Below are 24,320 nucleotides of genomic sequence, written 5' to 3'. Positions count from 1 at the left end.
GTAAGTGGCTGTTGATAAAGGTTTTATTCATGAGTGCACAAGCAAACACGGAACCATCAAAATTAGACTCTGTGAAGTGGATCGTAGCGTTTGCCATCCTATTCGGTGGTATTTATGCTTTTAACGTTCTAGTTGAGCAATCGATCTTAATTCGTGCTGGTATCGTAATTGCGGCAGTTGTAATTGCCATTGCAGTTGCTATGCTAACTGCTAAAGGTAAAGCGCTTTGGCAGTTTGTTAAAGGTGCTCGTACTGAATTACGCAAAGTTATTTGGCCAAAAACCAATGAAACAACTCGTATGACAATCGTGGTCATTATCATGATTATAATCCTTGGTGCTTTCTTGTGGTTGTTAGATTGGCTAATTAATAGCTTTTTAATACAGCCAATCTTAGGTTAGGAGACGTCGCATGGCATTACGCTGGTACGTAGTTCAAGCCTTTTCAGGTTATGAAAACAAAGTTAAAAACTTGCTTCAGGAGCGTATTGAGCTTGCTGGTTTGCAAGACAGCTTTGGTGAAGTGCTAGTTCCAACTGAAGAAGTTGTAGAAATGCGCGCGGGTCAAAAGCGTAAAAGCGAACGCAAATTCTTCCCAGGTTATGTTCTTGTCGAGATGGAAATGAACGAAGAAACTTGGCAGGTGGTGCGTAATACACCACGTGTAATGGGTTTTATTGGTGGTACATCAGACCGTCCAGCTCCAATCTCGAAAAAAGAAGCAGATGCTATCCTTAACCGTCTAGAAGACGGCACGGACAAGCCAAGACCTAAAGTATTGTTTGAAGCAGGCGAAATGGTGCGAGTTACCGATGGTCCATTTGCCGACTTTAACGGTGTGGTTGAATCAGTCAACTACGAAAAAAGCCGTTTACAGGTGTCAGTCACTATCTTTGGACGCTCAACTCCTGTAGAATTGGAATTTAGTCAAGTCGAGAAAGGCTAGACAACAAATTTAAACATAAAGCGATCTCTGTTTGGTTTACCCGCTAGGTAAGCTAATTCTGGGGAGCGCTTTTTTGTCTTTGTAAAAACGGGGAGCTAGTAATAGCGATTGTACCCATAACGAGGTGAAACATGGCTAAGAAAGTCGAAGCTTATATTAAGCTGCAAGTTGGTGCCGGAATGGCAAACCCAAGTCCACCAGTTGGTCCTGCATTAGGTCAACACGGTGTTAACATCATGGAATTCTGTAAAGCATTCAACGCTGAAACAGAAAAGCTAGAAAAAGGTCTTCCAACTCCTGTAGTTATCACAGTTTATAACGACCGTAGTTTTACGTTTGTTACTAAAACTCCTCCTGCGGCAGTACTAATCTTAAAAGCGATTGGTGTTAAGTCTGGTAGTGGTACGCCAAACACTAAGAAAGTGGGCAAGATCACTCGCGAGCAATTAGAAGAAATTGCAAAAATGAAAGAACCAGATCTAACAGCGGCTGATATGGACGCTGCAGTTCGCACTATTGCTGGTACAGCGCGCTCTATGGGCGTTGACGCGGAGGTATAAGACCATGGCTAAGCTAAGTAAACGTATTCGCGCAATCAACGAGAAAGTTGGTGAGCGCACAGTATTTTCTGCGGTAGAAGCTATCGAGTTATTGAAAGATGTTTCTAGCGTAAAATTTGATGAAAGCTTAGAAGTTGCTGTGAACCTTGGTATTGATCCTCGTAAATCAGATCAGGTTGTTCGTGGCGCAACAGTTCTTCCAAACGGTACTGGTAAAGACGTTCGCGTTGCAGTATTCACAACTAACGCTGACGCTGCTAAAGAAGCAGGCGCTGACGTAGTTGGTATGGAAGATCTTGCTGAAGAAGTTAAGAAAGGCAACATGGACTTTGACGTAGTTATCGCTAGCCCAGACGCAATGCGTGTGGTTGGTCAACTAGGTCAAATTTTAGGTCCTAAAGGTTTAATGCCTAACCCGAAAGTAGGTACAGTAACTCCAGACGTAGCTACGGCGGTTAAGAACGCTAAAGCAGGTCAGGTTCAGTACCGCGCAGACAAAAACGGTATCGTTCACGCTGCAATCGGTAAAGTAAGCTTCAGTGCTGAGCAATTAGAAGAGAACTTATCGTCTCTATTAATCGCACTTAAAAAAGCAAAGCCAGCTTCATCAAAAGGTACTTACCTGAAGAAGATTTCTTTATCTTCAACTATGGGTCCTGGCTTAACTTTAGATAAGTCTTCTATTTCTTTAAAAGACTAATCTAGGAAGAGTTTGGCTCAGTAATTTGGCTGAGCCAGTTAAAAATTCGGTTTAGATGCTATATTGCTATTTAAACCAACTTTTAAGTTGGTCAAAGTTTTCGATTAACTTAAATTAAAGGCTTTGGGTTTCCTGGGTTTTAAAAGTAATTCAGGGAACCGTCAAAGACCGTAGGCACTGACGAATCGATAGCTCTGTGTTTTATTTTGAGTAACGACGAGTTGGTTTAATTCTCTAAGGTGCTTTGTACCTTGAGCCTACGCAGACGGTGAAACCTTGATGAAACTTTTATAGTGGAATCGTTCACCGTGACTCAAAGGATAAGGCTCGCCTTATCAAAACTGTAACTCAATCCTAACTTCGGTCAGGTTTGAAACAATCGGAGGTGAACTAGTGGCACTTGGACTAGAAGGCAAGAAGGCTATTGTTACTGAGGTAAACGAAGTAGCAAAGACAGCCCTTTCAGCCGTTATTGCTGAGTACCGCGGTTTAACAGTAGAGCAGATGACTGCGCTTCGCGTGAAAGCACGTGAAAGCAACGTATATGTACGTGTTGTTCGTAACACGTTAGCTCGTCGCGCTGTTGAAGATACAGAGTTCGCTTGTATGCAAGATGCACTAACTGGTCCTCTAGTTTATGCATTCTCAATTGACGCACCTGGTGCGGCTGCGCGTCTTTTCAAAGACTTCGCAAAAGAGAATGACTTACTACAGGTAACTGGTTTGTCAATTGCTGGTGAAATGCACGGTCCTGAGCGTCTAGACGCTATCGCTGCACTACCAACAAGAGACGAAGCGCTTGCGTCGCTAATGAGCGTGATGATTGCGCCTATCACGAAACTTGCTCGTACTTTCAACGAAGTACCAAGCAAAGTTACTCGTGCGGTTGCAGCCGTTCGCGATCAGAAGCAAGAAGCAGCTTAATATTTTCACTACGAATACTGTTAGATCGTAGTTTAAATTTTTATTTATTTTTGAAATTAAATACCCAGGAGACTGAAAATGGCTCTATCTAAAGATGATATCTTAAACGCTATTGCTGAAATGAGCGTAATGGACGTTGTTGAACTTGTTGAAGCAATGGAAGAAAAATTCGGTGTATCAGCGGCAGCAGCAGTTGCAGTAGCTGGTCCAGCAGCAGGCGGTGCGGAAGCAGCGGCTGAGCAAACTGAATTTGACGTAGTAATGAAAAGCTTCGGCGGTAACAAAGTAGCTGTAATTAAAGCTATCCGCGGCATCACTGGTCTTGGCTTGAAAGAAGCTAAAGACATGGTTGAAGGCGCTCCTGTTGCTGTTAAAGAAGGCGTTGAGAAAGAAGAAGCTGAAGACGTTAAGAAGCAATTGGAAGAAGCTGGCGCGGAAGTTGAAGTTAAGTAATAACCAGTTATTACTTGATGTCAATTAACGACAGCGAATGATCCAAAATGGCTGGTGACAATGTCACCGGCCTTTTTGCCGTTAAAAAACGGTACGTGACGTAAGTCACATTTGTCGCAAGAGATTCACTCTTTGCAGACAAACTAAACGAGTTAAAGTTAGCGAGCCGAGGAACCCAAATGGCATATTCTTACACTGAGAAAAAACGAATCCGCAAGGATTTTGGTCGACGTTCAAATATTCTCGATGTGCCTTATCTGTTGGCAATTCAATTGGATTCATACCGTGAATTCCTTGAGCCAAAAGGCGATAACGATTCAGGTTTGGACTCAGCGTTCAAATCAATCTTCCCTATTGAAAGCTATTCAGGTAATGCAGCTCTTGAGTACGTAAGCTACTCAATGGGTGAGCCAGTATTCAATGTTAAGGAATGTCAGATCCGTGGCATTACTTATTCTGCGCCATTGCGCGTAAAAATCCGATTAGTAATCTACGATAAAGATTCTAAAACGAAAAAAGTTAAAGACATCCGTGAGCAAGAAGTGTTCATGGGTGAGTTACCGTTAATGACTGAAAATGGTACTTTCGTCATCAATGGTACAGAACGTGTTATTGTTTCTCAGTTACACCGTAGTCCAGGTGTTTTCTTCGACTCAGATCGAGGCAAAACACACAGCTCCGGTAAACTACTTTACCAAGCTCGTGTAATTCCTTACCGTGGTTCTTGGTTGGACTTCGAGTTCGATCCAAAAGATATGCTATACGTGCGAATCGACCGTCGCCGTAAATTACCAGCGTCAATTATTTTGCGTGCTCTTGAGTATTCAACGCAAGATATGCTGGACATGTTCTTCGAGCGTAATAACTTCTACATCACTAAAGAGGGTGGCATTCAGTTAGAATTAGTGCCAACTCGTTTACGTGGTGAAACTGCTACTTTTGACATTAAAGCTAAAGGCAAAGTCATTGTTGAAGAAGGTCGTCGCATTACGCCACGTCATATCTCTCAACTTGAAAAAGCTGGCGTGAAAAAATTAGACGTACCTACTGAGTACATCTATGGTCGCGCTTTAGCCACAGATATCATCGATAAAGATTCTGGTGAAGTCATCGCTGAAGCTAACTCTGAAATTACTGAAGAGTTACTAGAAGCATTAATCGATGCAAACGTTACAGACGTACCTACACTGTATACCAATGATCTTGATCATGGTCCATACATGTCGGATACGTTGCGTATCGACTCAACCAAATCAGCACTTGAAGCGAAAGTTGAAATCTATCGCATGATGCGTCCTGGTGAACCACCAACGCAAGAAGCTGCTGAAGGTCTATTTGAAAACCTATTCTTCAACCAAGAGCGTTATGACTTATCTCGCGTAGGTCGTATGAAGTTCAACCGCCGTGTTGGCCGCGAAGAGATTGAAGGTGAAGGTACGTTATCTAACCAAGACATCATAGATGTGATGAAAACCCTAATCGATATTCGTAACGGTAACGGTACTGTTGATGATATCGACCACTTGGGTAACCGTCGTATCCGTTGTGTTGGTGAAATGGCTGAAAACCAATTCCGCGTTGGTTTGGTCCGTGTTGAGCGCGCTGTTAAAGAGCGTTTGTCACAAGCAGAAAGCGAAAACTTGATGCCACAAGATTTAATTAACGCTAAGCCTGTTTCGGCTGCTGTTAAGGAATTCTTCGGCTCGAGCCAGCTGTCGCAATTTATGGATCAAAACAACCCATTGTCAGAGATTACGCACAAGCGTCGTGTTTCTGCATTAGGTCCTGGTGGTTTGACTCGTGAGCGTGCGGGCTTTGAGGTTCGAGACGTACACCCAACTCACTATGGTCGTGTTTGTCCGATTGAAACTCCAGAGGGTCCAAACATTGGTTTGATCAACTCTCTAGCATGTTATGCACGTACCAACGATTACGGTTTCCTGGAAACCCCATATCGCCGTGTTAAAGACGGTAAGCCAACGGATATCGTTGATTACTTGTCGGCGATTGACGAAGGTAAGTACATCATTGCACAGGCTAACGCCAACTTGGATAAAGACGGTAAATTCAGCGATGAATTAGTACCATCTCGTAACCAAGGCGAGTTCATGTTAGCGACTCCTGATCAAGTTGAATATATGGACGTTTCGCCACAGCAGATTGTATCGGTTGCGGCAAGTATGATTCCATTCCTTGAGCACGATGATGCGAACCGTGCATTGATGGGCTCAAACATGCAACGTCAAGCAGTTCCAACTTTACGTGCTGAAAAGCCGTTAGTAGGTACTGGTATGGAGCGTGCTGTAGCGGTGGATTCTGGTGTTGTTGTGGCAGCTAAGCGTGGTGGTATCGTTGATCAGGTCGACGCCAGCCGTGTGGTTATTCGTGCGCACGAAGATGAAGTCGGCGATAACGACTCTGGTGTTGATATCTACAACTTTACTAAGTACACGCGTTCTAACCAGAACACTTGTATTAACCAGCGTCCAATCGTTAAGCAAGGCGATATCGTCGAGCGCGGTGACGTTCTAGCAGATGGCCCATCGACTGACTTAGGTGAGTTAGCGCTTGGTCAAAACATGCGTGTCGCATTCATGCCTTGGAATGGTTACAACTTTGAGGATTCGATCCTAATTTCTGAAAACGTTGTTCAGGAAGATCGTTTCACCAGCATCCATATTCAGGAATTAACCTGTATCTCTCGTGATACTAAGTTAGGCCCTGAGGAAATCACTTCAGATATCCCTAACGTTGGTGAGAGCGCACTAAGCAAGCTTGATGAGTCAGGTATTGTTTATATCGGTGCCGAGGTTAAGCCTGGTGACATCTTAGTGGGTAAAGTAACTCCTAAAGGTGAAACTCAATTAACTCCAGAAGAAAAACTTCTGAGAGCAATTTTTGGTGAGAAAGCTTCAGACGTTAAAGATACTTCTTTACGCGTTGGTACTTCTACACACGGTACAGTAATCGACGTTCAAGTCTTTACTCGCGACGGTGTTGAGAAAGATGCTCGTGCTAAAGAAATTGAAAATAGCGAAGTTGCTGCGGCCAAGAAAGACATCAACGATGAGTTCCGTATTTTGGCGGAAAGCATCTATCAGCGTGCACGTAACCTAGTTATGGGGTGTGTTGCTGAAAAAGGTCCTAACCGTCTTAAGAAAGGTAGCAAAATTACTGCTGATTACTTGGACGAATTAGAGCCAAAACAGTACTTAGACATTCAATTACGCGTAGAAGAAAAGCAGCAAGCGCTTGAAAACCTTGCTAACTATCTTGCAGAGCAGCGTAAAGAATACGACAAACAGTTCGAGATTCAGAAAATCAAAATCACCCAAGGTGATGATTTGCAACCTGGCGTTCAAAAAATCGTTAAGGTGTATCTTGCTGTTAAACGTCGCATTCAGCCTGGTGATAAGATGGCTGGTCGTCACGGTAACAAGGGTGTTATCTCAAACATCGTTCCGGTTGAAGACATGCCATACGATGACAAGGGTGTGCCAGTTGATATCGTGTTGAACCCACTGGGTGTACCATCGCGAATGAACATCGGTCAGGTTCTTGAGACTCACCTTGGTTGGGCAGCGAAAGGCGTTGGTGAAAAAATCGGTGAGCTTTTAGACACTGGTAAAGCACCAAAAACTGTTAAGTCGTTCTTAAACAAGGTTTATAACCACCGTGACGACAAGAAAGTTGACCTGTCAGAATTCACTGATGAAGAAGTGATGAGCATGGCCAACAACTTACGTGCCGGTGTACCAATGGCGACTCCTGTATTCGATGGTGCTGGTGAGAAAGACATTCATGCAATGTTTGAATTAGCTGAGCTACCGAAGTCGGGTCAAACTTGGTTATACGACGGCCGTACTGGTGATAAATTTGAGCGTCCAGTGACTGTCGGTTACATGTACATGCTGAAACTTAACCACTTAGTTGATGACAAAATGCACGCCCGTTCTACCGGTTCGTACAGTCTTGTTACGCAGCAACCATTGGGCGGTAAAGCTCAGTTCGGTGGTCAGCGTTTTGGTGAGATGGAAGTATGGGCACTTGAAGCTTACGGCGCAGCTTACACGCTTCAAGAAATGCTTACGGTTAAGTCTGATGACGTTAACGGTCGTACACGTATGTACAAAAATATCGTTGATGGTAATCATCATATGGAGCCAGGCATGCCAGAATCGTTCAACGTATTGACCAAAGAGATTAAGTCTCTTGCTATCAATATTGAACTCGAGCATGACGAGTAAGGCATAGGCCTAAAGATATACTCCATCGCCTCGGAGTGATATTAAAACTCCGAGGTATTTAGGACAAAGGTTTTAACTCCAGCAGGAGAACGATTGTGAAAGACTTATTAAATTTAGTTAAGCAGCAGAGTCAATCCGAAGAGTTTGATGCTATCCGTATTGGGTTAGCGTCACCGGATCAAATCCGCTCGTGGTCTTACGGTGAAGTGAAAAAGCCAGAGACCATTAACTATCGTACCTTTAAACCGGAACGTGACGGTTTGTTCTGTGCCAAGATCTTTGGCCCAGTAAAAGACTACGAATGTTTATGTGGTAAATATAAGCGTCTAAAGCACCGCGGTATTATCTGTGAGAAGTGTGGTGTTGAAGTAACATTAACTAAAGTTCGTCGTGAGCGTATGGGTCACATCGACCTAGCGTGTCCAGTGGCACATATTTGGTTCTTGAAATCACTACCAAGCCGTATTGGTATGTTGATGGATATGACGCTTCGTGATATTGAGCGCGTACTGTACTTTGAAGCGTTCGTTGTTACTGACCCAGGCATGACAACCCTTGAGACTGGCCAGCTATTAAGCGAAGAAGGCTATCTTGACGCGTTAGAAGAGTTTGGTGATGACTTCGAGGCTAAGATGGGTGCGGAAGCGGTCAGTGATCTTCTTGATCATATCGATCTTAAAGAAGAAGCGCAGCGTATTCGTGAAGAAGAAATTCCTTCAACCAATTCAGAGACTAAGCTTAAGAAATTAAGCAAGCGCTTGAAATTGTTAGAAGCATTCATTGAGTCGGGTAACGATCCTCAGTGGATGATCATGAAAGTATTACCGGTTCTACCACCAGATTTGCGTCCATTGGTACCACTAGATGGTGGCCGTTTCGCAACATCTGATTTGAACGACTTATACCGTCGAGTGATCAACCGTAACAACCGTTTGAAGCGTCTATTAGACTTAAACGCTCCTGATATCATCGTACGCAACGAAAAGCGTATGTTGCAGGAGTCTGTCGATGCGCTACTTGATAACGGTCGTCGTGGTCGAGCTATTACTGGTTCGAACAAACGTCCATTGAAATCTTTGGCAGACATGATCAAAGGTAAGCAAGGTCGTTTCCGTCAGAACCTACTAGGTAAGCGTGTTGACTACTCTGGTCGTTCGGTGATCGTAGTAGGTCCAACCTTGAAATTACACCAGTGTGGTCTTCCGAAGAAGATGGCATTGGAGCTGTTCAAACCATTTATCTACAGCAAGCTTGAACTACGCGGTCTAGCGACAACGATTAAAGCTGCTAAGAAAATGGTTGAGCGTGAAGAGCCTATCGTTTGGGACATTTTAGAAGAAGTGATTCGCGAACACCCAGTTCTTCTAAACCGTGCACCAACACTTCACCGTCTTGGTATTCAGGCATTTGAACCTGTACTGATTGAAGGTAAAGCGATTCAGCTTCACCCGTTAGTTTGTACAGCATACAACGCCGACTTTGATGGTGACCAAATGGCGGTTCACGTTCCATTAACGCTCGAAGCTCAATTAGAGTCGCGCGCGCTAATGATGTCGACAAATAACATTCTTTCGCCAGCAAACGGTGAACCAATTATCGTTCCGACACAGGACGTTGTACTTGGTTTGTACTACTTAACACGTGATCGTGTTAATGCTAAAGGTGAAGGCATGGTCTTCGTTGATGCAGACGAAGTACAGCGTGCATACGCTAACGGTGCTGTAGATCTACACGCTAAAGTTAAAGTACGCCTACCAATGGTTGACTTCGATGAGAACGAAAAGCGTACTGAATCATTGGACCTAGTTGAAACAACTGTTGGTCGCTCTCTGTTGTGGGGTATCGTGCCAGAAGGTATTAGTTTTGACCTTGTGAACCAACCTATGACGAAGAAAGCCATTTCTCGTTTGGTTAACACCTGTTACCGCGAACGCGGTCTAAAAGCGACTGTTATTTTCGCTGACCAATTGATGTACACAGGCTTCTCTTATGCGACTCGCTCAGGTACTTCTGTAGGTATCGAAGATATGGCGATTCCAGATGTGAAAGCCGGCATCATTGAAGCAGCAGAAGCAGAAGTTGCAGAGATTCAAGACCAGTTTAACTCAGGTCTTGTAACTCAGGGTGAGCGTTATAACAAAGTTGTTGATATTTGGTCGCACACTAACGAAAAAGTCGCGAAAGCGATGATGGACCACATCGGTAATGATGAAGTTGAAACTAAAGACGGCGAGAAAGTGATTCAGCCATCGTTCAACTCAATCTTTATGATGGCGGACTCAGGCGCACGTGGTAGTGCTGCCCAGATTCGTCAGCTAGCTGGTATGCGTGGCCTGATGGCGAAACCAGATGGCTCGATTATTGAGATGCCGATTACGGCTAACTTCCGTGAAGGTCTAGATGTAACTCAGTACTTTATTTCGACGCACGGTGCACGTAAAGGTTTGGCCGATACAGCATTGAAAACAGCGAACTCGGGTTACTTAACTCGACGTTTAGTTGACGTTGCACAAGACATGGTTATTACAACTGATGACTGTGGCACTGAAAATGGTCTGTTCATGACGCCGTTAATTGAAGGTGGTGACGTTGTAGAACCATTACGTGAACGTGTATTAGGACGTGTAGTTGCTGATCACGTTTATGTACCAGGCTCGGATGAAGTTTTAGCTGAAGCTGGAACTTTATTGGACGAGAAGTGGGTAGAAATTCTAGAGCAAAACTCGGTTGACGAAGTTAAAGTACGCTCTGTAATTACCTGTGAAACTCGTACTGGTGTTTGTGCCGCTTGTTATGGTCGTGACTTGGCTCGTGGTCACATCATTAACCACGGTGAGTCTGTTGGTGTAATTGCTGCTCAATCGATTGGTGAGCCAGGTACACAGCTTACGATGCGTACCTTCCACATTGGTGGTGCTGCTTCGAGAGCGTCTGCGGACAACAACGTACAGATTAAAAACGACGGTACATTACGTCTTAAGAATGCTAAAACTGTTGAGCGTAAAGATGGCAAGCAAGTTATCGTATCTCGTTCATCAGAGCTTAACGTTGTCGACGAGTTTGGTCGTGAACGTGAGCGCTATAAACTTCCATACGGTACTGTTTTAGCGAAGCAAGAAGGTGAAGAGGCTAAAGGTGGCGACATTGTTGCTAACTGGGATCCACACACTCACCCGATTATCACCGAGCTAGACGGTCAGATTCAGTTTGTTGACATGGTTGAAGGTGTCAACATTGAGCGTCAAACGGATGAGTTAACAGGCTTAAGCTCGATTGTAATTACTGAGAATAAGCAACGTACTGGTAGCAAATCTACTGACGTTAAGCCTGCAATTAAGTTGTTGGATAAGAAAGGTAAAGAGTTGTGTATCCCAGGTACGGATATGCCAGCGGTTTACTTCCTACCGACTAACGCGATTGTCAGTCTTGAAGATGGTGCAGAAGTAAGTATTGGTGATGCGATTGCACGTATTCCTCAAGAAAGTTCGAAGACAAAAGATATTACGGGTGGTCTACCTCGAGTAGCCGACCTGTTCGAAGCTCGTAAACCCAAAGAATCGGCAATTCTTGCTGAAATCTCAGGTACTGTGAGCTTTGGTAAAGAAACAAAAGGTAAGCGTCGTTTAGTGATTACTCCTCACGATAGCGATGAAACTTATGAAGAATTAATTCCAAAATGGCGTCAGCTGAACATCTTCGAAGGTGAGAAAGTTGAAAAGGGTGAGGTTGTATCTGACGGTGCAGATAACCCACACGATATTTTACGCCTTAAAGGAATTACAGAGCTTGCGCGTTACATCGTGAATGAAGTTCAAGAAGTTTATCGACTACAAGGTGTAGGCATTAACGATAAGCACATTGAAGTTGTTATTCGCCAAATGTTGCGTAAGTGTATTATTACGGATCCAGGTGACTCTCGCTTCCTAAAAGGTGATCAAATGGAAGTCATCAGAGTGCTTGAAGCAAACGACAAACTGCGTGAAGAAGGTAAAGAAACTATCAAATTCGAAAGAGTCTTGATGGGTATTACTAAAGCTTCTCTTGCAACTGAGTCGTTTATCTCGGCGGCATCATTCCAGGAAACGACTCGTGTTCTTACCGAAGCGGCTGTTAGCGGTAAGATGGACGAATTGAATGGATTGAAAGAAAACGTAATCGTGGGACGTCTAATTCCAGCCGGTACTGGTCTGACTTACCATGAAAATCGTCGCCGCAAACGTGCTGCAGACCTACAAATTGAAGATGTTGTAGGCCCTTCAGCAGATGACGTTGAGCAAGCTCTATCGGACGAACTTAGCTCAATGGAAGATAGCGAGGCTTAAAGTGCTTGTGTCTGCTTGATGGTTAAACATTGAGCAGGCTTGACAACCCATTAGGACCTCTTTAGAATAGCGCGCCCATAGGTACTTCGTCCGTAAGGACGCCCGTATAAAGGCGCGCTGTATAAAGCGTGAACCAGATATAGAGAATTGAATTAATGGCTACTATTAATCAGCTTGTAAGAAAACCTCGCGTAAAGCAGGTTACTAAGACAAACGTTCCAGCTTTGGAAGCTTGTCCTCAAAAACGTGGTGTATGTACTCGTGTTTACACAACAACACCTAAAAAGCCGAACTCAGCACTTCGTAAAGTTGCTCGTGTTCGTTTAACCAACGGTTATGAAGTTTCTTCATATATCGGTGGTGAAGGTCACAACCTTCAGGAGCACAGTGTTGTTCTAATCCGTGGCGGTCGTGTAAAGGATTTGCCAGGTGTACGTTATCACTGTGTTCGCGGTAGCTTAGATTTAGCCGGCGTTAAAGACCGTAAGCAAGGTCGTTCTAAGTACGGTGCTAAGAAACCTAAAGGTTAATTTCTTTTGTTGAGCTAGTTAAACCTTGTTTAGCGGCTTGGCATTAGTAAATTAAAAGTCAGTTAGCCCTGACTATAGGCTTTAACATTAATGACATGTTTAAGCCATACAATTAGAGAGTAGTCTAGTAGCTGATCATTCGATCAGCTATTTCACTATGTGAGTAAGGCCAGATAAGTACCGTAACAGCTTATTCTGGATTGTCCTGAAGTTACACATGCATGAGGAAAATTTAACATGCCAAGAAGACGTGTTGTCGCGAAACGCGAAGTCCTTCCTGATCCTAAGTTCGGTAGTGAATTGTTAGCGAAGTTCATCAACGTTTTAATGCTTGACGGTAAAAAGTCAGTAGCAGAAAAAATCGTTTATGGTGCGCTAGATATCATTTCTGAAAAGAAATCAGGCGAAGAGCCGCTAGAAATGTTTGAAAAAGGCTTAGAAAATATCCGCCCAATGGTGGAAGTTAAGTCTCGCCGTGTTGGTGGTTCTACCTACCAAGTACCAGTTGAAGTTCGTCCTGCTCGTCAAACTGCGCTAGCTATGCGTTGGTTGACAGATGCTGCTCGTAACCGTAGTGAAAAATCTATGCGTGAGCGCTTAGCTGGTGAAGTTCTAGATGCAATTGAAAGCCGTGGTTCAGCAGTTAGAAAGCGTGAAGATGTTCACCGTATGGCTGAAGCTAACAAAGCTTTCTCGCATTTCCGTTGGTAATCCAAGGAGTTAATTTATGGCTCGAAAAACGCCCCTAAATCGATACCGTAATATTGGTATCTGTGCGCACGTTGATGCCGGTAAAACGACTACAACCGAGCGAATCTTATTCTATACCGGTGTTAACCATAAAATGGGTGAGACTCATGATGGTGCATCGACTACAGACTGGATGGAACAAGAGCAGGAACGTGGTATTACCATTACTTCTGCTGCTGTAACGACTTTCTGGAAAGGTATGGACCACCAGTTTGAAGATCACCGCATCAACATTATTGATACTCCTGGACACGTTGACTTCACAATTGAAGTTGAGCGTTCTTTGCGTGTACTTGATGGTGCTGTAGTTGTTCTTTGTGGTTCGTCAGGTGTACAGCCACAAACTGAAACAGTATGGCGTCAAGCTGATAAGTACGAAGTTCCTCGTATGGTTTTCGTAAACAAAATGGACCGTACTGGTGCTGACTACATGAACGTAGTTAAGCAATTACGTGAGCGTTTGAACGCTACTGCTGTTCCAATGCAAATGACTATTGGTTCAGAAGACGAATTCAAAGGTGTTGTTGACTTAGTTAAGATGAAAGCAATCATCTGGAACGAAGAAGACATGGGTACATCATTCACTTATGAAGATATCCCAGCTGATCTAGTTGAAACTTGCCAAGAAATGCGCGAGTTCATGGTAGAGACTGCTGCTGAAGCTTCAGAAGAAATGATGGAAAAATACCTTGAAGGTGGCGAGCTTACTGAAGAAGAAATCAAGCAAGGTATTCGTACGCGTACATTAGCAAACGAAATCATCCCTGTATTTGGTGGTTCTGCATTTAAGAACAAAGGTGTTCAAGCCGTTCTTGATGCGACTATCGACTACATGCCTTCGCCAACTGAAGTAAAAGCTATCCAAGGTACTGTTGATCTTGATAGTGAAGAAATCGAAACTCGTGAAGCTGACGATAACGCACCATTTGCTGCATTAGCGTTCAAAATCGCGACTGACCCATTTGTGGGTACATTGACATTCTTCCGTGTTTACTCAGGTGTTATTAACTCTGGTGACAGCGTTTATAACTCGGTTAAAGACAAAAAAGAGCGTATTGGCCGTATCGTACAGATGCACGCTAATAGCCGTGAAGAGATTAAAGAAGTTCGCGCAGGCGATATCGCAGCTGGTGTTGGTCTTAAAGACGTAACAACAGGTGATACTTTATGTGCCCTAGATAGCAAAATTATCCTAGAGCGTATGGAGTTCCCTGAGCCAGTAATCTCGGTTGCTGTTGAGCCAAAAACTAAAGCTGACCAAGAAAAAATGGGTATTGCTTTAGGTAAGTTGGCACAAGAAGATCCATCATTCCGTGTACAAACTGACGAAGAGTCAGGCCAAACCATTATTTCTGGTATGGGTGAGCTACACTTGGACATTCTTGTCGACCGTATGAAGCGTGAGTTCAAAGTTGAAGCAAACATTGGTGCGCCTCAGGTAGCTTACCGTGAGTCTATCCGTAACACTGTTGAAGTCGAAGGTAAATTCGTACGTCAATCAGGTGGTCGCGGTCAGTATGGTCACGTTTGGGTCAAACTTGAGCCACAAGAGCCAGGTACTGGTTTTGTGTTCGTAAACGAGATCGTTGGTGGTGTGGTACCGAAAGAGTACATCGGTGCTGTACAGAAGGGTATCGAAGAGCAGCTTGAAAACGGTATTATCGCTGGTTTCCCAGTGTTAGACGTTAAAGCTACGCTTTATGATGGTTCTTACCACGATGTTGACTCGAACGAGATGGCGTTTAAGATCGCAGGTAGTATGGCGGTTAAAAATGCAGCTGCTACAGCTAACCCTGCGTTACTTGAGCCAATGATGAAAGTAGAAGTTGTTACTCCTGAAGAGTACATGGGTGACGTTATGGGTGACCTTAACCGTCGTCGTGGACTTGTAAAAGGTATGGGTGAAAACTCTACTGGTAAGGTAATTGACGCTGAAGTACCGTTATCAGAAATGTTTGGTTATGCGACAGACGTACGTAGTTTGTCACAAGGCCGCGCAAGCTTTACGATGGAGTTCGCGCATTACGCAGAAGCTCCAATGAACATTGCTGAAGAAGTAATTAGCAAGAATTCTTAACTTTTAAATTTATAGTTCCAGAGAATTAGAGGAATTGAAAAATGGCTAAAGAGAAATTTGAACGTAATAAGCCACACGTAAACGTTGGTACGATTGGTCACGTTGACCATGGTAAAACGACGTTAACTGCGGCGATCTGTACAGTATTAGCAAAAGTATACGGCGGCTCAGCTCAGGCTTTCGCTGATATCGATAATGCTCCAGAAGAGCGTGAGCGTGGTATTACAATCGCGACTTCACACGTTGAGTACGAAACTCCAGCACGTCACTACGCACACGTAGACTGCCCAGGCCACGCTGACTATGTTAAAAACATGATCACTGGTGCTGCACAGATGGACGGCGCTATCTTAGTATGTTCAGCTGCAGACGGCCCAATGCCACAAACGCGTGAGCACATCTTGTTATCACGTCAGGTAGGTGTACCTAAGATCATCGTATTCTTGAACAAATGCGACATGGTCGACGACGAAGAGTTACTAGAGTTAGTAGAGATGGAAGTTCGTGAACTTCTAGACCAATACGAATTCCCAGGTGACGACACGCCAATCATCCGTGGTTCAGCGTTGAAAGCGTTGGAAGGCGACGAAGGCCCATTAGGTCAAGAAGCGATTGTTGCTTTAGGCGAAGCTCTAGATACATACATCCCAGAGCCACAGCGTGCAGTAGACAAGCCATTCTTGTTACCGATTGAAGACGTATTCTCGATTTCAGGTCGTGGTACGGTTGTAACCGGTCGTGTAGAGAGCGGTGTTGTAAAAGTTGGTGAAGAAATCGAAATCGTAGGTATCAAAGACACGGTTAAGACGACAGTAACTGGCGTAGAGATGTTCCGTAAGCTTCTAGACCAAGGTGAAGCTGGCGATAACGTAGGTGTACTACTGCGTGGTACTAAGCGTGACGAAGTAGAGCGTGGTCAAGTATTGGCGCACGTTGGTACTATCAACCCGCACACACGTTTCGAAGCAGAAGTTTATGTATTGTCTAAAGATGAAGGTGGTCGTCACACGCCATTCTTCAAAGGCTACCGCCCACAGTTCTACTTCCGTACAACTGACGTAACTGGTGCTTGTGAGCTACCAGAAGGCGTAGAGATGGTAATGCCAGGCGATAACATCAAAATGGACGTTACATTGATTGCACCGATTGCGATGGACGAAGGTTTACGCTTCGCGATTCGTGAAGGTGGCCGTACAGTAGGTGCGGGTGTTGTATCTAAAATCCACGAGTAATCGTAGACTTTAGTACGACATAAGCAATAAGCTTAGCAGAAAATTGCATCCGTGCATTTTCTGCTTTCTCGCTACTGACCACCATGGATTGGTGGAAATGTCAGAAATTTGTAGGAACACATCTGACCGTGGCGATCAAGGGCACTTCGGTGCCCTTTTTCTTTCTAATCGGTAAAGTTGTAAATGATGCTGGCTATTCAATTTAAGAAGTATTTAATTTGTAATTAGGCACCTACTATTAGAAAAAGAATTAGGCTATTAGACCTAAAATATCGCTTCATTGGAGGCTTTTTTATTATGTGGATTTTGAGACATAAGTCATAACTCTGTGTGATAGTGTCGAAAGATTTTACACCTTGTTATTTGTAGGATAATGCTTTACATCTTGAGCGTGTTCTCTTTTATGCAGATAACAAAACTAATATACCGTGGCTTGTTATACACCTTCTTACTTTTACTTGTAGCGGCCTGTAGTGGTGGCTCGGAGGAGGAAGATGATCCCGCATCGCCAGACACTGGTGAAGATCCACCGGCACATGTAGATCCACCAACTTCTGGGAAAGCTTCGAGATTCTTGCAGCAAACCACCTTTGGTGCGACTACCGAATCGATTAATGATGTAGTAGAGCGCGGCTTTGAGGGCTGGATAGATTGGCAAATGACACTGCCAATCACCAAGCATACCGATTACTACAATCAGTTTACTTACGATCCTGAGAGCACTTGGAGTCTGTATGTGGATGCTTGGTGGCATCGCTCTTTGCAGGCTGATGATCAGTTGCGGCAACGCGTTGCTTTTGCACTGAGTGAAATTTGGGTGGTTAGCCAGTATGGCGTTAGTTCTGGCGGCATCGAGGGCAATCAGTCGCTATCTAACTATTATGATATTCTTTTGCAGCACAGCTTCGGCAATTACCGCGACTTGATGCAGGATGTGACGCTCAACCCTGTGATGGGGGAGTATTTGAGTATGTTGCGAAACCGAAAGCCTGATCTGGAGCGCAATATACGACCTGACGAAAATTATGCGCGTGAGTTGATGCAGCTGTTTACAGTCGGTTTGGTTGAGTTGAATTTAGACGGTTCACCAAAGCTTGATGCACAAGGAAATACTATCCCGACTTATGACCAGGCCGATATCGAAGGCTTGGCCCATGTTTTCACTGGCTGGACTTGGCAAAATGCAGAGCGTTTTTGGTGGTGGGGTGAAAACCGTGATCTCATCAGTCCGATGAAGGTTTTTCCAGAATTTCATGCCGAGGGCGAAAAGCGTATTATTAATGGGGGGATTATTCCTGCCGGACAAACCCCTGAGCAAGATCTAGCGCAAGCGCTCGATCATATTTTTAATCACCCAAGCGTCGGCCCATTCGTAGCCAAGCAGCTGATTCAAAAGCTCGTAACCAGTAATCCTTCACCAGAATACGTCGAACGTGTGGCAACTCGCTTTAATGACAATGGTAGTGGTGTTCGTGGTGATATGAAGGCTGTAATCAAAGCGATCCTGTTAGACGAAGAAGCGATATCGGGAGTAGTTAGTCATGGCAAGCCATTCGGTAAGCTGAAGGAACCTATCTTAAGGCTAAGTGCTTTTTGGCGTGCGTTTGATGCGACATCTGGCAATGGAACCTATGAGTTTCGTTGGGTAGATAATGACTTTGCGCAAGGGCCACTTAAGTCACCTAGCGTGTTCAACTTTTTTTCGCCATCATATCAACCCGCAGGCGCTTTAAAGGACGCCGATATTGTGGCGCCAGAGTTTGAGATTCATACCGAAGGCACTATGGCGAAAATGACAAACCATCTGCATTGGCGCTCGGTAAGTATGAACAGTTTCGAACGTCCTTCGCCGGAAGCCAAGGATATTATTGTCGATTACAGTGTCGAGCGCGACTTGGTGAGCGCCAGCGACGATGAGCTCATCGAGCATCTCAATATTTTATTACTGGCAGGAACCATGAGTGATCATATGAAAACGGTTTTGAGGGATTATTTGACGACAATCGATGCGGACAATCCTGAAAGAAAAGCGACAGAAGCTATTTCTCTGGTCATTACATCACCTGAATTCGCGGTTCAGCGCTAGGAGCCTAAACATGAAAAGACGAGATTTTATAAAACTTGGCTCGGCCGCAGTGGCAACTTCAGGCTTGATGAGCTTTGGACAAACGGCTAAGGCGTTGAGCATCCCAACGGGTGACTATAAAGCCTTGGTATGCATCTTTTTGTTGGGTGGAAACGATGGCTTCAACATGATCGTGCCCACCAGCAACTTTGATTATGACGAGTATACTGCCTCGCGCCAAAACATGGCAATTGCAAAAGCGGATTTATTGCCCGTGTCGCCACTGTCGTATGGCAACAGTAGCTTTGGTTTTCATCCCCAGTTAGCTGAACTACAAAGCTTGTTCAATAGTGGCAAACTCGGAGTTATGGCTAATGTTGGTAATTTGGTCGAGCCAATCACACGGCAGCAATATTTAGAGCGCAGTAAGTCTTTGCCAGATCAGCTCTTTTCGCACAATGATCAACAAGATCAATGGCGCTATGTGGATCCACAAGCACAAAAGACAGGGCTTGGTGGGCGAGTAATGGACTTGGCGGTGCCGAATAATCAAGATCCACTACTAACCGGCATTTCTATCGATGGTCGAACTAACTGGTTAAGCAGCCAACTTAACCTAGACCTAGCGATAGGTCGAAATGGCTTTGATCAATACAGTTACGTGGCGCCAGATAAAAACTGGACTCAAGATCGTAGAGCGGCTTTTAAAGCGCTATTGGACAATAACTACCAAGATCCTTTTATCGACGAATTCAAGGGGCTACAGTCTCGGACCATGGAATTAGTGGAAAGAGTGGGCTCACAGATTGATACAGTTCCAGATTTTACTACGCTGAAACCTGAAGGAAGCCTAGCCACCAAGCTGGAAATGGTGGCGAAGATGATTGCCATTCGGGCAGAGCTCGGTATGGAGCGTCAAGTCTTTTACGTCGGTATGGGAGGCTATGACACCCATGATAATCACATTAGCCGCCAGCAAGCATTATTCACCGAGTTGAGCCAAAGCATGAAGTACTTCTACGACGTTACCGCTGAGCTTGGCGTAGAGCAGAGCGTGACCAGTTTTACTAGCTCAGAGTTTGGCCGTACTTTAACCAGTAATGGCGATGGTACCGATCATGCTTGGGGCAACCATCAGCTGGTTATGGGGGGCGCTGTTCGTGGTGGCGATATTTATGGACAGATACCGAGTCTTGAGATTGCAGGGCCAGACGACGCTAATGACGATGGACGTATTATTCCAACGACTTCCGTTGAGCAGTACATGGTGAGCCCGTTGCGTTGGTTCGGTTTAACTGACAATGAACTAAATGGTGTTATGCCGAACTTAGCGGCCTTTGACCCTAATGCTGTGGATTTCATGCTATAGATAGCACTTCTTTCGACTAGAATGGTTTAAAGACCCACTAGGGGCTTTTTTATTCCAGTAAACTTGTGGCATAGCGCATCGCTAACATTGCTTTTTAGACAACAAAGTTGGTACTGTAACAAGTATAGGCGCGTGTAGAGAATTACCGTGATAAGGAGCGAAATGGAAACGAAAGCGACGTTTGGTGGTGGCTGTTTTTGGTGTGTAGAGGCGGTCATGCAACAACTAAAAGGTGTCGAGTCCGTGGTTTCAGGTTATGCCGGTGGCGACACTGAAGCGCCGACCTACCGCCAAGTGTGCTCGGGTACGACCGGGCATGCTGAAGTAGTGCAGGTAACCTTTGATCCACAAAAGATTAGCTATCGTGACTTAGTAGAGGTATTTCTGACGTCGCATGATCCGACTCAGGAGGATGGTCAAGGAGCTGACATTGGTACTCAGTATCGCTCGGTCATTATGCTGCACAGTGAGGAGCAACGCCAAGTAGCCGAAGAGGTGATCAAAGAGATGAGCCCTTTGTTTAACAAACCCATTGTGACGCAACTATTAACTGAGCAGAGGTTTTACCCAGCGGAGACTGAGCACCAAGATTTTTATGCCAATAACAGTATGCAACCCTATTGTATGGCAGTGATTAACCCTAAGCTAAGTAAACTACGCCAGCAACATGCCGATAAGCTTAAATCTGCCTAGAGGCGAAGTTAATCGTAGTTTTATGATATAACTATCAATAGGATAGTGCTCTGTGGTAGCTAGGGTAAAGGCCAGCGGCGCAGAGCAAGTAAGCTGGAGTCACACAAGGGGGCAGTAATGACATATCAGGCAATCCATCACCCAATGGAAAAGAAGTTCACTGTGGTGTTAGATGGTGGTTATAACGGCGAGGTCCGCTATAAACAAGAAGGAACCACGTTACATTTAGAGCATGCAGAGGTGCCAGAAGCGCTTCGCGGTAAAGGCCTCGGTGCTAGTATGGTTGAAGCCGTATTAAGAGCTATTGAGCAAGAGCGCTTTAAAGTGGTTCCAGTGTGCCCATACATCAAACACTTTATGGATACCCACAGAGATTGGGCGCACCTTAAAGCCGAGCAAAGCTAACTAGGCCAAAGCACTAAGAACAACGCTTGAAAGCCTTAAATTAATTGGCGTTGTTCCTTGCAATCCAATTCCTGATCCCATATAATTCGCGTCCCTTTGTAGGCGTAACTGCCACTATTAGGGTTGTTCTTGCGAAGCAATTTCAGACTTTATTGTAAAGTAAGTGATTGATTTTGCTAACAACAGGCTCGATTTGAGTCTGAAACAAGTTTGGTAACCGCACCCCTCGCAGTAGTAGGGTGGAGCGGTTTTTTATGTTCTTTTAATTAATATAGTGGAGTTCTTTGCAATGGCAAAGCAACGTATTCGAATCAGATTGAAAGCGTTTGATCACAAGTTGATAGATATTTCAACTTCAGAGATCGTAAACACCGCTAAGCGTACTGGTGCTCAGGTAAAAGGTCCTATCCCTTTACCGACGCGTAAAGAACGCTTCACCATCTTGACTTCACCACACGTGAATAAAGATGCGCGTGATCAGTATGAAATTCGTACGCACAAGCGTTTAGTGGACATCATCGAGCCAACAGAAAAAACAGTTGATGCTTTGATGAAGTTGGATTTGGCAGCTGGTGTTGATGTTCAAATTAGTCTTACATAAGACAGACATCAGCGGCAAGGTTATAACCATTTCGGTTGAGGTTTAAAACATGGCTATCGGAATAGTAGGTATAAAACGAGGAATGACTCGTGTCTTCACTGAAGACGGCGTGTCTATCCCGGTTACCGTAGTAGAAGCCGACCCAAATCGCATCACTCAGCTTAAGACAGCTGATGTTGACGGTTATGAAGCGGTTCAAGTGACTACAGGAAGCCGTAAGGCAAACCGTATCAGTAAAGCAGAAGCTGGACATTTTAAGAAGGCTAACGTAGAAGCTGGTCGTGGTTTGTGGGAGTTCCGTGTGGACTCTTTAGAAGGTTTCGAAGTTGGCGGTGAAGTCAAAGTTGAAGTTTTCGAAGAAGGTCAAAAAGTTGACGTAACTGGTACTTCTAAAGGTAAAGGTTACGCTGGCGTAATTAAGCGTTGGAACTTCCGTGGTCAAGATACGACTCACGGTAACTCACTAGCGCACCGTGCTCCTGGTTCTATTGGTCAAAACCAAACTCCAGGTCGCGTATTTAAGGGCAAGAAAATGTCTGGCCACATGGGTGCTGAGCGTGTAACTGTGCAAACTCTAGAAGTTGTACGTGTTGATGCTGAGCGCAATTTATTGTTAATCAAAGGTGCCGTCCCAGGCGCTACCGGCGGCGATGTAATTATTCATCCTGCTGAGAAAGCCTAGGCCAAGAGGAGTTGACTATGGAACTTAGTTTGACATCTGGCGGCGCAATAAAGGTTTCTGAGGTAGCTTTTGGCCGTGAATTTAACGAGTCATTAGTTCACCAAGTAGTAGTTGCATATATGGCTGCTGCTCGTGCCGGTACTCGCGCACAAAAGAACCGTAGCGCTGTTAGCGGTGGTGGTAAGAAACCTTGGCGTCAAAAAGGTACAGGTCGTGCCCGTGCTGGTACTATCCGTAGCCCATTATGGCGTAAAGGTGGTGTAACTTTCGCTGCGCAACCACAAGACTACACTCAAAAAGTAAACCGCAAAATGTACCGCGGTGCGATCCAAAGCATTCTTAGTGAATTGGTTCGTCAAGATCGTTTGATTGTAGTAGAAGAATTTGCTGTTTCAGCTCCGAAAACTAAAGAGCTAGTAAGCAAGTTAAAAGACCTCGATGCTAAAGAAGCGTTGATCGTGACTGAAGAAGTTGACGAGAACTTATTCTTAGCCTCTCGTAACCTACACAAAGTTGACGTTCGTGACGTTCAAGCAATCGACCCTGTTAGCCTAATCGGCTTCGACAAGGTTGTAATGACTGTCGCGGCTGTTAAGAAAGTAGAGGAGATGTTGGGATGAACCAAGAGCGTATCTTAAAAGTTCTTCTAGCGCCTCACGTTTCTGAGAAAGCGACGATTTTAGCTGAAAACGACAACCAGTTCGTTTTCAAAGTAGCTAAAGACGCGAATAAGCGTGAAATCAAAAAAGCTGTAGAAACTTTGTTTGAAGTCGAAGTTCAAAACGTTCGTACTTTGAACATGAAAGGTAAACGTAAGCGTTTTGGTCTACAAGAAGGCCGTCGTCCAAACTGGAAAAAAGCTTACGTCTCATTGAAGCCAGGTCAAGACCTTGACTTCGTTGGCGGCGAGTAACGAAGGAGATTAGTAATGGCAATTGTAAAAGCTAAACCAACTTCTCCAGGACGCCGCTTTGTAGTTAAAGTGGTCAATCCTGACTTGCATAAGGGTAAACCTCATGCACCTTTATTAGAGAAGAAATCTAGAAATGGTGGTCGTAACAACGATGGTCGTATCACGACTCGTCACGTTGGTGGTGGTCATAAACAACACTATCGTCTAATCGACTTCAAACGTAACAAAGATAATATTACTGGCACAGTAGAGCGTCTTGAGTACGATCCAAACCGTAGCGCACACATCGCGCTAATCTGCTACGCAGACGGTGAGCGTCGTTACATCATTGCTCCACGTAACCTAAATGCTGGTGATACTATCGTTTCTGGCGAGCGCGCTCCGATTCGTGTCGGTAACGCTTTGCCAATGCGTAACATCCCAGTAGGTAGTACAGTTCACAACATCGAACTGAAGCCTGGTAAGGGTGCGCAAATAGCTCGTAGTGCGGGTGCTTATGCTCAGATCGTTGCACGTGAAGGCAAATACGTGACCTTGCGTTTACGTTCAGGCGAAACACGTAAAGTGTTGTCTGAAGGTCGCGCAACTATCGGTCAGGTAGGCAATTCAGAGCACATGCTACGTAGTTTGGGTAAAGCTGGTGCTCAGCGCTGGCGTGGTGTTCGCCCGACAGTTCGTGGTGTCGCTATGAACCCAGTTGATCACCCACACGGTGGTGGTGAAGGACGTACTTCTGGTGGTCGTCATCCTGTGTCTCCATGGGGTACGCCTACTAAAGGTAAGAAAACTCGTAGCAACAAGCGCACAGACAGTTTAATTGTCCGTCGCCGTAATAAACGATAGAGGATAGCA

The 24,320-nt window shown here is 44.7% G+C and carries 21 protein-coding genes; all 21 read left to right on the top strand.

Going from position 1 to position 24,320, the window contains the following annotated elements:
• Positions 1-29: 29 nt before the first annotated feature.
• The 21 genes from secE (at position 30) to rplB (ending at position 24,311) form a co-directional block, all read left to right on the top strand.
• On the top strand, positions 30-401 hold the full coding sequence (gene secE / locus DL796_RS08825; RefSeq protein ID WP_110201325.1) for a preprotein translocase subunit SecE: 372 nt from the start codon (positions 30-32) through the stop codon (positions 399-401).
• Positions 402-411: 10 nt separating this feature from the next.
• A complete protein-coding gene (nusG, locus tag DL796_RS08820) occupies positions 412-945 on the top strand; it encodes a transcription termination/antitermination protein NusG (protein WP_110201324.1) in 534 nt (177 codons plus the stop codon).
• A gap of 131 nt (positions 946-1,076) precedes the next feature.
• A complete protein-coding gene (gene rplK / locus DL796_RS08815) occupies positions 1,077-1,505 on the top strand; it encodes a 50S ribosomal protein L11 (protein WP_110201323.1) in 429 nt (142 codons plus the stop codon).
• Between the two features lie 4 nt (positions 1,506-1,509).
• Positions 1,510-2,205 carry a 50S ribosomal protein L1 gene (gene rplA, locus DL796_RS08810; RefSeq protein WP_110201322.1) on the top strand — a complete coding sequence of 232 codons (696 nt, stop codon included), beginning with the start codon at positions 1,510-1,512 and terminating at the stop codon, positions 2,203-2,205.
• Positions 2,206-2,598: 393 nt separating this feature from the next.
• The gene (rplJ, locus tag DL796_RS08805) at positions 2,599-3,129 is read left to right on the top strand and encodes a 50S ribosomal protein L10 (RefSeq protein ID WP_110201321.1); all 531 of its coding nucleotides are present in this window, start codon (positions 2,599-2,601) and stop codon (positions 3,127-3,129) included.
• A gap of 78 nt (positions 3,130-3,207) precedes the next feature.
• Positions 3,208-3,582: a 50S ribosomal protein L7/L12 gene (rplL, locus tag DL796_RS08800; RefSeq protein WP_110201320.1), complete on the top strand. Its 375-nt coding sequence runs from the start codon at positions 3,208-3,210 to the stop codon at positions 3,580-3,582.
• Positions 3,583-3,761: 179 nt separating this feature from the next.
• A complete protein-coding gene (gene rpoB / locus DL796_RS08795) occupies positions 3,762-7,829 on the top strand; it encodes a DNA-directed RNA polymerase subunit beta (RefSeq protein WP_110201319.1) in 4,068 nt (1,355 codons plus the stop codon).
• A gap of 95 nt (positions 7,830-7,924) precedes the next feature.
• Positions 7,925-12,151 (top strand): DNA-directed RNA polymerase subunit beta', encoded by a 4,227-nt coding sequence (gene rpoC, locus DL796_RS08790; RefSeq protein WP_110201318.1) that lies wholly within the window; start codon positions 7,925-7,927, stop codon positions 12,149-12,151.
• A 155-nt stretch (positions 12,152-12,306) separates the two neighbouring features.
• Positions 12,307-12,681, top strand: a complete 375-nt coding sequence (gene rpsL / locus DL796_RS08785) for a 30S ribosomal protein S12 (RefSeq protein ID WP_110201317.1) — start codon at positions 12,307-12,309, stop codon at positions 12,679-12,681.
• Between the two features lie 237 nt (positions 12,682-12,918).
• A complete protein-coding gene (gene rpsG, locus DL796_RS08780) occupies positions 12,919-13,392 on the top strand; it encodes a 30S ribosomal protein S7 (protein WP_110201316.1) in 474 nt (157 codons plus the stop codon).
• 16 nt (positions 13,393-13,408) lie between these two features.
• Entirely contained in the window at positions 13,409-15,508 is a 2,100-nt protein-coding gene (gene fusA, locus DL796_RS08775) for an elongation factor G (RefSeq protein ID WP_110201315.1), read from the top strand.
• A 41-nt stretch (positions 15,509-15,549) separates the two neighbouring features.
• Positions 15,550-16,740 (top strand): elongation factor Tu, encoded by a 1,191-nt coding sequence (tuf, locus tag DL796_RS08770; protein WP_110201314.1) that lies wholly within the window; start codon positions 15,550-15,552, stop codon positions 16,738-16,740.
• Between the two features lie 403 nt (positions 16,741-17,143).
• Complete coding sequence (locus tag DL796_RS08765; protein WP_170114240.1) at positions 17,144-18,826, top strand: DUF1800 domain-containing protein; 1,683 nt, start codon at positions 17,144-17,146, stop codon at positions 18,824-18,826.
• 10 nt (positions 18,827-18,836) lie between these two features.
• A complete protein-coding gene (locus DL796_RS08760; RefSeq protein ID WP_170114239.1) occupies positions 18,837-20,174 on the top strand; it encodes a DUF1501 domain-containing protein in 1,338 nt (445 codons plus the stop codon).
• A 162-nt stretch (positions 20,175-20,336) separates the two neighbouring features.
• Complete coding sequence (gene msrA / locus DL796_RS08755) at positions 20,337-20,867, top strand: peptide-methionine (S)-S-oxide reductase MsrA (protein WP_110201311.1); 531 nt, start codon at positions 20,337-20,339, stop codon at positions 20,865-20,867.
• A 117-nt stretch (positions 20,868-20,984) separates the two neighbouring features.
• Positions 20,985-21,272, top strand: coding sequence for a GNAT family N-acetyltransferase (locus DL796_RS08750; protein ID WP_110201310.1), 288 nt, complete (start codon positions 20,985-20,987; stop codon positions 21,270-21,272).
• Between the two features lie 289 nt (positions 21,273-21,561).
• The gene (gene rpsJ / locus DL796_RS08745) at positions 21,562-21,873 is read left to right on the top strand and encodes a 30S ribosomal protein S10 (protein WP_046561884.1); all 312 of its coding nucleotides are present in this window, start codon (positions 21,562-21,564) and stop codon (positions 21,871-21,873) included.
• Positions 21,874-21,922: 49 nt separating this feature from the next.
• The gene (rplC, locus tag DL796_RS08740; RefSeq protein WP_110201309.1) at positions 21,923-22,555 is read left to right on the top strand and encodes a 50S ribosomal protein L3; all 633 of its coding nucleotides are present in this window, start codon (positions 21,923-21,925) and stop codon (positions 22,553-22,555) included.
• 17 nt (positions 22,556-22,572) lie between these two features.
• Complete coding sequence (gene rplD, locus DL796_RS08735) at positions 22,573-23,175, top strand: 50S ribosomal protein L4 (protein WP_110201308.1); 603 nt, start codon at positions 22,573-22,575, stop codon at positions 23,173-23,175.
• Positions 23,172-23,468, top strand: coding sequence for a 50S ribosomal protein L23 (gene rplW, locus DL796_RS08730; protein WP_110201307.1), 297 nt, complete (start codon positions 23,172-23,174; stop codon positions 23,466-23,468). Before rplD ends, rplW begins: the two co-directional genes overlap by 4 nt.
• Positions 23,469-23,483: 15 nt before the next feature.
• Positions 23,484-24,311: a 50S ribosomal protein L2 gene (gene rplB / locus DL796_RS08725; protein WP_110201306.1), complete on the top strand. Its 828-nt coding sequence runs from the start codon at positions 23,484-23,486 to the stop codon at positions 24,309-24,311.
• Positions 24,312-24,320: the final 9 nt, after the last annotated feature.

Origin of the sequence: Kangiella spongicola (assembly GCF_003194565.2) — a bacterium.
Taxonomy (GTDB): Bacteria; Pseudomonadota; Gammaproteobacteria; order Enterobacterales; family Kangiellaceae; genus Kangiella; species Kangiella spongicola.
Note: the sequence above shows the minus strand (reverse complement) of the source record. Positions and strands in the feature narration are given on the sequence as shown.

What these genes read in the sequence shown, in the direction of transcription:
- secE (WP_110201325.1), top strand. Translation starts at nt 30, where the DNA reads ATGAGTGCACAAGCAAACACGGAACCATCAAAATTAGACTCTGTGAAG.
- nusG (WP_110201324.1), top strand. Translation starts at nt 412, where the DNA reads ATGGCATTACGCTGGTACGTAGTTCAAGCCTTTTCAGGTTATGAAAAC.
- rplK (WP_110201323.1), top strand. Translation starts at nt 1,077, where the DNA reads ATGGCTAAGAAAGTCGAAGCTTATATTAAGCTGCAAGTTGGTGCCGGA.
- rplA (WP_110201322.1), top strand. Translation starts at nt 1,510, where the DNA reads ATGGCTAAGCTAAGTAAACGTATTCGCGCAATCAACGAGAAAGTTGGT.
- rplL (WP_110201320.1), top strand. Translation starts at nt 3,208, where the DNA reads ATGGCTCTATCTAAAGATGATATCTTAAACGCTATTGCTGAAATGAGC.
- rpoB (WP_110201319.1), top strand. Translation starts at nt 3,762, where the DNA reads ATGGCATATTCTTACACTGAGAAAAAACGAATCCGCAAGGATTTTGGT.
- rpsL (WP_110201317.1), top strand. Translation starts at nt 12,307, where the DNA reads ATGGCTACTATTAATCAGCTTGTAAGAAAACCTCGCGTAAAGCAGGTT.
- rpsG (WP_110201316.1), top strand. Translation starts at nt 12,919, where the DNA reads ATGCCAAGAAGACGTGTTGTCGCGAAACGCGAAGTCCTTCCTGATCCT.
- fusA (WP_110201315.1), top strand. Translation starts at nt 13,409, where the DNA reads ATGGCTCGAAAAACGCCCCTAAATCGATACCGTAATATTGGTATCTGT.
- tuf (WP_110201314.1), top strand. Translation starts at nt 15,550, where the DNA reads ATGGCTAAAGAGAAATTTGAACGTAATAAGCCACACGTAAACGTTGGT.
- DL796_RS08765 (WP_170114240.1), top strand. Translation starts at nt 17,144, where the DNA reads ATGCAGATAACAAAACTAATATACCGTGGCTTGTTATACACCTTCTTA.
- DL796_RS08760 (WP_170114239.1), top strand. Translation starts at nt 18,837, where the DNA reads ATGAAAAGACGAGATTTTATAAAACTTGGCTCGGCCGCAGTGGCAACT.
- msrA (WP_110201311.1), top strand. Translation starts at nt 20,337, where the DNA reads ATGGAAACGAAAGCGACGTTTGGTGGTGGCTGTTTTTGGTGTGTAGAG.
- DL796_RS08750 (WP_110201310.1), top strand. Translation starts at nt 20,985, where the DNA reads ATGACATATCAGGCAATCCATCACCCAATGGAAAAGAAGTTCACTGTG.
- rpsJ (WP_046561884.1), top strand. Translation starts at nt 21,562, where the DNA reads ATGGCAAAGCAACGTATTCGAATCAGATTGAAAGCGTTTGATCACAAG.
- rplC (WP_110201309.1), top strand. Translation starts at nt 21,923, where the DNA reads ATGGCTATCGGAATAGTAGGTATAAAACGAGGAATGACTCGTGTCTTC.
- rplD (WP_110201308.1), top strand. Translation starts at nt 22,573, where the DNA reads ATGGAACTTAGTTTGACATCTGGCGGCGCAATAAAGGTTTCTGAGGTA.
- rplW (WP_110201307.1), top strand. Translation starts at nt 23,172, where the DNA reads ATGAACCAAGAGCGTATCTTAAAAGTTCTTCTAGCGCCTCACGTTTCT.
- rplB (WP_110201306.1), top strand. Translation starts at nt 23,484, where the DNA reads ATGGCAATTGTAAAAGCTAAACCAACTTCTCCAGGACGCCGCTTTGTA.